The organism is Burkholderia sp. Se-20378 (genome assembly GCF_017104665.1).
Lineage (GTDB): Bacteria > Pseudomonadota > Gammaproteobacteria > Burkholderiales > Burkholderiaceae > Burkholderia > Burkholderia lata.
This window is the reverse complement of sequence record NZ_JAAGPG010000453.1, coordinates 1-6792: the sequence shown is the minus strand read 5'-3', so window position 1 is coordinate 6792 and position 6792 is coordinate 1. Positions and strand designations below refer to the sequence as shown.

General features: G+C 67.0%; 8 protein-coding genes and 1 pseudogene. 2 read left to right on the top strand and 7 right to left on the bottom strand.

The window, feature by feature from the left end; genetic code table 11:
• Positions 1-41: 41 nt before the first annotated feature.
• Positions 42-365, bottom strand: a pseudogene (locus G3N93_RS31010) (Rieske 2Fe-2S domain-containing protein); the annotation flags it as partial.
• Positions 366-605: 240 nt separating this feature from the next.
• Between G3N93_RS31010 and G3N93_RS31005 the strand changes: the two are divergent.
• Positions 606-1766: an NAD-dependent formate dehydrogenase gene (locus tag G3N93_RS31005; protein WP_206134668.1), complete on the top strand. Its 1161-nt coding sequence runs from the start codon at positions 606-608 to the stop codon at positions 1764-1766.
• Between the two features lie 27 nt (positions 1767-1793).
• Here G3N93_RS31005 and G3N93_RS31000 read toward each other — a convergent pair whose 3' ends face one another.
• The 6 genes from G3N93_RS31000 to G3N93_RS30975 form a co-directional block, all read right to left on the bottom strand.
• Complete coding sequence (locus G3N93_RS31000) at positions 1794-3218, bottom strand: PLP-dependent aminotransferase family protein (protein WP_174932815.1); 1425 nt, start codon at positions 3216-3218, stop codon at positions 1794-1796.
• A gap of 390 nt (positions 3219-3608) precedes the next feature.
• A complete protein-coding gene (locus G3N93_RS30995; RefSeq protein WP_174932813.1) occupies positions 3609-3863 on the bottom strand; it encodes a hypothetical protein in 255 nt (84 codons plus the stop codon).
• Positions 3864-3897: 34 nt separating this feature from the next.
• A complete protein-coding gene (locus G3N93_RS30990) occupies positions 3898-4353 on the bottom strand; it encodes a DUF1269 domain-containing protein (RefSeq protein ID WP_206134667.1) in 456 nt (151 codons plus the stop codon).
• A gap of 67 nt (positions 4354-4420) precedes the next feature.
• Positions 4421-4618: a hypothetical protein gene (locus G3N93_RS30985; protein WP_174932809.1), complete on the bottom strand. Its 198-nt coding sequence runs from the start codon at positions 4616-4618 to the stop codon at positions 4421-4423.
• Positions 4619-4675: 57 nt separating this feature from the next.
• Entirely contained in the window at positions 4676-5125 is a 450-nt protein-coding gene (locus tag G3N93_RS30980; RefSeq protein ID WP_206134666.1) for a phosphate-starvation-inducible protein PsiE, read from the bottom strand.
• Positions 5122-5490, bottom strand: coding sequence for a LysR family transcriptional regulator (locus G3N93_RS30975; RefSeq protein WP_206134665.1), 369 nt, complete (start codon positions 5488-5490; stop codon positions 5122-5124). Before G3N93_RS30975 ends, G3N93_RS30980 begins: the two co-directional genes overlap by 4 nt.
• 367 nt (positions 5491-5857) lie before the next feature.
• Between G3N93_RS30975 and G3N93_RS30970 the strand changes: the two genes are divergently transcribed.
• Positions 5858-6792, top strand: a 935-nt coding sequence (locus tag G3N93_RS30970) for a Dyp-type peroxidase (protein WP_206134664.1), incomplete at its 3' end; no start/stop codon positions are given.

Below are 6792 nucleotides of genomic sequence, written 5' to 3'. Positions count from 1 at the left end.
GGCGTCCAGCGAGATCTACTCGTTTGCCCTCACTCTTTCCCGACAGGACGCTTTGCCGATCGTGCGACGCGCCAGCACGTCAACCCGTCGAGTGCCGGCGCGCGCAGCAGCTCGCCGGTGCGCAGGCAGAACGCCGCGTGATGCCACGGGCAACGGATCGTGTCGCCTTCCAGCAGGCCGTCGGCCAATGGCGCGCCGTAGTGCGGGCACTGTGCGCCCACGGCAAACAGTTCGTCGGCGCGGCGTACCAGCAGCACCGCTGCATCGCCGACATGGCCCTCGATCATTGCACCGTCGGGGAGATCGTCGAGCGCGATGCCTTGCGTGAGATCGGGACGTGAAGACGAGGAATCGCTTCCGGACATGACGTCGCTCCCGCAGAGTGAGGTAACGATCCCATTATCGGCGTCCCTCATGAAAAGAACAGGTACAGACGCCCCCGCAGCGCACGCAAACACGCACTGTAGCTTGCGTGCGATCCATGACGGGCGTAGAACGTCACCAACGTTGCGGCGCAACACACCCGCCGCGTACCGCACCCGTCGCCGCGTCCTGCGCAATCCGCATGCCGCGCGCCTTCCCCCCATCACCCGGAGTGCTACCCGATGGCCACCGTCCTGTGCGTGCTCTACCCCGATCCCGTGGACGGCTATCCGCCGCGTTACGTACGCGATGCGATTCCGGTCATCACGCACTACGCGGACGGCCAAACCGCGCCGACGCCGGCCGGCCCGCCCGGCTTCCAGCCCGGCGAACTCGTCGGCTCGGTATCCGGCGCGCTCGGCTTGCGCGGCTACATGGAAGCGCACGGCCACACGCTGATCGTCACAAGCGACAAGGACGGCCCCGACTCCGAATTCGAGCGCCGGCTGCCCGAAGCGGACGTGGTGATCTCGCAGCCGTTCTGGCCCGCGTACCTGACGGCCGAACGGATCGCCCGCGCGCCGAAGCTGAAGCTCGCACTGACGGCCGGCATCGGCTCCGATCACGTCGATCTCGACGCCGCCGCGCGCGCGCACATCACCGTCGCCGAAGTCACCGGCTCGAACAGCATCAGCGTGGCCGAGCACGTGGTGATGACGACGCTCGCGCTGGTGCGCAACTACTTGCCGTCGCATGCGATCGCGCAGCAAGGCGGCTGGAACATCGCCGATTGCGTGTCGCGCAGCTACGACGTCGAAGGCATGCATTTCGGCACGGTCGGCGCGGGGCGCATCGGGCTCGCCGTGCTGCGCCGGCTGAAGCCGTTCGGCCTGCAACTGCACTACACGCAGCGCCACCGGCTCGATGCATCGATCGAGCACGAACTCGGGCTCACGTATCACGCCGATGCCGCGTCGCTCGCGAGCGCCGTCGATATCGTCAACCTGCAGATCCCGCTGTACCCGTCGACCGAGCACCTGTTCGACGCGGCGATGATCGCGCGCATGAAGCGCGGCGCGTACCTGATCAACACCGCGCGCGCAAAGCTGGTCGACCGCGACGCGGTCGTGAATGCGGTCACGTCCGGGCATCTCGCGGGCTACGGCGGCGACGTGTGGTTTCCTCAGCCGGCGCCGGCCGACCACCCGTGGCGCACGATGCCGTTCAACGGGATGACTCCGCACATCTCCGGCACGTCGCTGTCCGCGCAGGCACGCTACGCGGCCGGCACGCTGGAGATCCTGCAATGCTGGTTCGACGGCAAGCCGATTCGCAATGAATACCTGATCGTCGACGGCGGCACGCTCGCGGGAACGGGCGCGCAGTCATACCGGCTGACGTGACGCGACGCGCGACTCGCGGCGGGCCGTTCAGTCGACGCAGTAGGCGGCGAGCTTGCCGACCGTGATCACCGCCTGTTCGATCTCCGGCGACCACGGGCTGCTGTAGTTCAGCCGGATGAAATTCCGGTAGCTGTCCGTGATCGAGAACATGTAGCCGGGCCCGATCGTGATCCCCTGCTCCAGCGCGAGCTGGTACAGCCGCATCGCGTCGACCTGCGCAGGCAGCTCGATCCACAGCACGTACCCGCCCGCCGGGCTCGAGATGCGCGTGCCCTCCGGGAAGAACCGCGACACCATCGTCCGCATCAGGTTCGCCTGCTGCGCGTAGGCCTTGCGAATCCGCCGCAGGTGATGCTCGTAGCCGTCACGTTCGAGAAACTCCGCGATTGCGAGTTGCGGCAGCGACGGCGTCGCGAGCGTGTTCAGGAATTTCAGCTTCTCGACCTGCTCGCGATAGCGGCCCGGCAGCGCCCAGCCGATCCGGTACGCAGCCGTCAGGCTCTTCGAGAACGACGAGCAATGCAGCACGATGTCGTGTCGGTCGAACGACTTCAGCGTGCTCGGATGCATGTTGCCGAAGTACAGTTCGTTGTACACGCCATTCTCGATGAGCGGCAGATCGGCTTTCGCGGCGAACTCGACCAGCTCGCGCTTGCGCTCATCGGGCATCTGGAAGCCGAGCGGGTTCTGGAAGTTCGGCATCACCATGCACGCGGCGATCGGCTGAGACTTCGCGATCGCGGCCAGCGCGGCGATGTCGATCCCGTATTCCGGATGCGTCGCCACCTCGATCGCCTTCATCCCCATCCGCTCGATCGCGTGCAGCATCGCGTAGAACGTCGGCGATTCCACCGCGATCGTGTCGCCGGGCTTCGCGACCGCCTGCAAACACAGGTTGATCGCCTCCGTCGCGCCGACCGTCACGATGATCTCGTTCGGGTCCACCGACATCCCGTTTTCCAGGTAGCGGCGCGCGATCTGCCGAATCAAGCGCGGATGGCCGGGCGGCAGCCCGTCCGTCACGCCCCACAGCGACTTGTCGCGGCCGGCCGCATACGCATAGCGGTTCAGCTTCTCGAACGGAAACAGGCTCGGGTCCGGATACGGCGAGCCGAGCGGCACTGCGTCGTCGGTGCCGATCGAGCGCAGCGTCGACAACACGAGCCGGCTCACGTCGACCGACGACGAGATCGCGATCGGCTTCGACGGACGCAGCTCGCGCACCGGCGCATGGCTGTCGTCGCGCCGCAAGTTCACGAAATAGCCCGACTGCGGCCGGCTTTCGAGCAGCCCGCGGCTTTCCAGCAGCAGATACGCGTGCAGCACGGTCGTGATGCTGATCCGGTGCTGCTGGCTCGCCTGCCGCACCGAAGGCACACGATCGCCGTGTCGATATACGCCCTGCCGGATGAGTCTCTCTATGTCGTTTGCAAATTTCTCGTAGAGCTTCATCCGCCTCGCCCCGCCAGCGGTGAACCGGCGTGCGCTGCGCGGGCGGCATGGCCGCGCCGTTGCACGAAGCCGGATAGCCGTGGCCGGGCGCGGGTGTCCCGGTGCGAACCTCGTCCGTTATCGAAATTGAAGGCGGATAGCAATGCGAATCTCATCTAGACAAGGTTCGGCATCCTACTGCGTCATTTCGACGAATGTAAGTGACAGTTTGGCGAGGAAACGTGAAATCGGGCCGGCGTGGTGAACAGATTCGAACGCCACGGCGCGGCCCCGCGCGATCGCGCGGCAACCATTCACCGGGCGCGGTGCCGGCGCGCGTCGGCGCGGTTGGCCGATGGCCGTCGGGCGGCGGCCAAGCGAAGCCCGGTCATGCGCGGGCCCCGCGTGCACTCAAGCGTCGTCGACGTTGTCCGCGTAGTGATCGATCGCGACCTTGCATTCGTCGAACACCACCGTCAGCAATGCGATGTCGTTCGACTCGACCCACTTGCGGATCTGCAGGAATTGCCCGGTGCCGAGATCGGCGATGCGGGCCGGATCGTCGGTCGTCACGTCGACGACCGCGATTGCGCGGTTGCCGTTGCCGGGCAGCGGCGACAGCGTCGCCGCGATGTCGAAGCGCCGGTACGATTGTTCGATGCGCATGCGGTTCTCCTGTTGCGGTTCGACAACGACACGCTCAATCGAGCGTCTGGCGGAACACCTTGCCGCCGAATCCCGTCACGACGTTGTCGACCGAGAACGGCGTGTCCTCCTTCGCTTCCAGGATGACCGCGACGCTGCCGGGCACGAGCCGTGCCGCAATCGTCTCGACGAATGTGCCGTCGAGCAGCGCATTGCCGGCCGCTTCCGCGAGAATGCCGGCCCCCGCGCCGGCCGCCATGCCGGTGACCACGCCGAGCGGCCCGGCGAGCAGGCCGAGCAAACCGCCCGCGATCGCGCCGATCACACCGCCCTTGAGCGGCCGCGATTCGGCGTGGAGTACCGCCAGCTTGCCGGTCGCGTCCTTCTCGACGACGACCCCGTTCTCGACGTGGAATCCTTCGTTCTTCTCCGACAGCGCCTCGAAATCGTTCGCGGCCTGGCGGGCCGTGTCGACGCTGTCGAACACGGCGACGATCAGTTGCTTGGTCATGCGCACCTCGCTCGGTTGGATGGTCAGTGGCGGCCGCCGCACCGCATGCGGCATGCCGGGGTTCGATTCAGATGCCGGTGGCCGCCACGCGTGCACGCGCCGCATCGGCGTACGCGTGCGCAGCCTCCCGCTGCAGCCTGGCGACGGACGGCGCGCGTGCGAGCGCCGGATCGGCATCGCGCGTGTCGCGCGCCAGCCGGTAGGCGTCCGACGCCGCGTGCTGCAGTTCGATCGCCTGTTTCGTTTCGACGGAATGCGTGTTCATCCGGCACCCTCCTTGCAGAGACATCGACCATGCATGCGGCTTGCCGCTCGTTCTTCCTTACCTGCGCGCATGCGCATCGTCCTCGACATCGGCGACGTCGGCCGGGAAGCGATGCTGGCCGAAACTCAGGATCAGCACGCCCACCGCGAGCAGCACGATCCCGAAGGTCGTCATCAACATCCGCTCGGGGCTGTCGGTTGCACCGCGCAGTATCAGGTCGCGTGCGAGCGACGTCATCGCAATGAACAGCGGAAACCGCACGGGCAACCGGCCGAGCCGCAGGTAGCGCACGTCCATCGCGAGCACTTCGAGGTACAGGAACATCAGCAGCAGGTCGGTCAGCGACACTTCACCCGCGAGCACGACCTTCCACGCTTCCTGCGCCATCGCGAACTCGGTCGCGAGCCCGATCACGATCAGCCCGGCCAGTTCGGCGGCGTGCAGGAAATGGCCGAAGCGGCGGCGAATGCGCTCGGCCGGCGAGCAGGAAAGCGTGGTCGTATTCAAGGTGACAGTCGCGGTGATGATGCTTGAACGGCGCCGGGCGGCGGGAACGTCGCGTCGCGCGCGGCGGCATGCACGGTGGCGTGCGCGTCGGGCAGATCCGGCCCATGCAGGCCGGCCGCGCCGGTCGCCTGCTCGACCGCGGACAGCGTCCGGCGGCAGCACACATGGAACGCGTCGCCCGCATCGGTGCAGGCAACGTCGTCGTGGTCGCGGCACAGCAGCAGGCGGCAGCCGAGATACCGTTCGAGGCCGTCGATCCGTTCGCTCACCTGCGTTTCGTCGAGTTGCAGCTCGGACGCCGCACCGGCCAGGCCGCCGTGCTCGACCACCGCGACATACACACGCATCGCTTCCAGCAGGTTCATGATGACGCTCCTCGTCGGCGGGCGCAGCGGGACCTAATCTACTGCACGCGGCACGCACGCTCAAGAGCACAGCGCTGCAGGCGCCAGGAGTACAGCTGCGCGGGCGCCGCCCAAAATCCGGCCCTGTTTGACGCATTCGCATGACAGTTTGGCGATACGTGTTCCAAAGACTGGCCGAAGCTGCTAGATTGCTTGCTCGACGACGTTACGCGGTGCGGGCAGGTACGCACCGTGCGGCCGGCCGCCACCGCTGCGGCCCGTTGCGCGATGTCCGCGCAATGTCCTTCATCCGCATGACACAAAGAGAACAGTCGCATGACACAGTTCAACCGTTCGCCTTCGCGCGGCACGGCACTTCCGTCCCGACATGACTGACCGGCAGCCCACGATGCAGACACCTCCCCCGCTCTCCCAGAACGTTCACAGCACGATCACGCGCAGCGCGATCTTCCTCGTGGCGACGATCAATCCCGGCGCCGATCACGCCGACACGATCCGCTCCTGGTGCGGCGACATCGCCGCGCTCGTACGCTCGGTCGGCAAGCGCGTGCCGGGCGGCAACCTCACCTGCGTATGCGGCTTCGGCGCCGACGCGTGGGATGCGTTGTTCGGCAACCCGCGCCCCGCCGCGCTGCATCCGTTCCGCGAATTCGGTGCCGGGCAGCGCGTCGCGGTCGCGACGCCGGGCGACATCCTGCTGCACATTCGCGCGGAAGCGATGGACCTGTGCTTCGAACTCGCGACGCAGTTGCTCGGCGCGCTCGGCGATGCCGTCACGGTCGTCGACGAGGTGCACGGCTTCCGCAATTTCGACCAGCGCGCGATGATCGGCTTCGTCGACGGCACCGAGAACCCGGAAGGCCGCGAGGCGGTCGACTTCACGGTGATCGGCGACGAAGACGCGGAATTCACCGGCGGCAGCTACGTGATCGTGCAGAAGTACCTGCACGACATGGCCGGCTGGAACGCGCTCGCGGTCGAGACGCAGGAGCGCATCATCGGCCGCACCAAATTGTCCGACATCGAGCTCGCGCCGGACGTGAAACCGTCGTGCTCGCACAGCTCGCTGACCACGCTCGACGAGGACGGCCAGGAAGTGAAGATCCTGCGCGACAACATGCCGTTCGGGCGCCCGGGCGCGGGCGAATTCGGCACCTACTTCATCGGCTACGCGCGCTCGCCGGCGCCGATCGAGCAGATGCTCGAGAACATGTTCGTCGGCCGCCCGCCCGGCCACTACCACCGCCCGCCCGACTACAGCCCCGCCGTCACCCGCTCGCTGTTCTTCGTGCCCTCCGCCCG

What these genes read in the sequence shown, in the direction of transcription:
- G3N93_RS31005 (WP_206134668.1), top strand. Translation starts at nt 606, where the DNA reads ATGGCCACCGTCCTGTGCGTGCTCTACCCCGATCCCGTGGACGGCTAT.
- G3N93_RS31000 (WP_174932815.1), bottom strand. Translation starts at nt 3,218, where the DNA reads ATGAAGCTCTACGAGAAATTTGCAAACGACATAGAGAGACTCATCCGG.
- G3N93_RS30995 (WP_174932813.1), bottom strand. Translation starts at nt 3,863, where the DNA reads ATGCGCATCGAACAATCGTACCGGCGCTTCGACATCGCGGCGACGCTG.
- G3N93_RS30990 (WP_206134667.1), bottom strand. Translation starts at nt 4,353, where the DNA reads ATGACCAAGCAACTGATCGTCGCCGTGTTCGACAGCGTCGACACGGCC.
- G3N93_RS30985 (WP_174932809.1), bottom strand. Translation starts at nt 4,618, where the DNA reads ATGAACACGCATTCCGTCGAAACGAAACAGGCGATCGAACTGCAGCAC.
- G3N93_RS30975 (WP_206134665.1), bottom strand. Translation starts at nt 5,490, where the DNA reads ATGAACCTGCTGGAAGCGATGCGTGTGTATGTCGCGGTGGTCGAGCAC.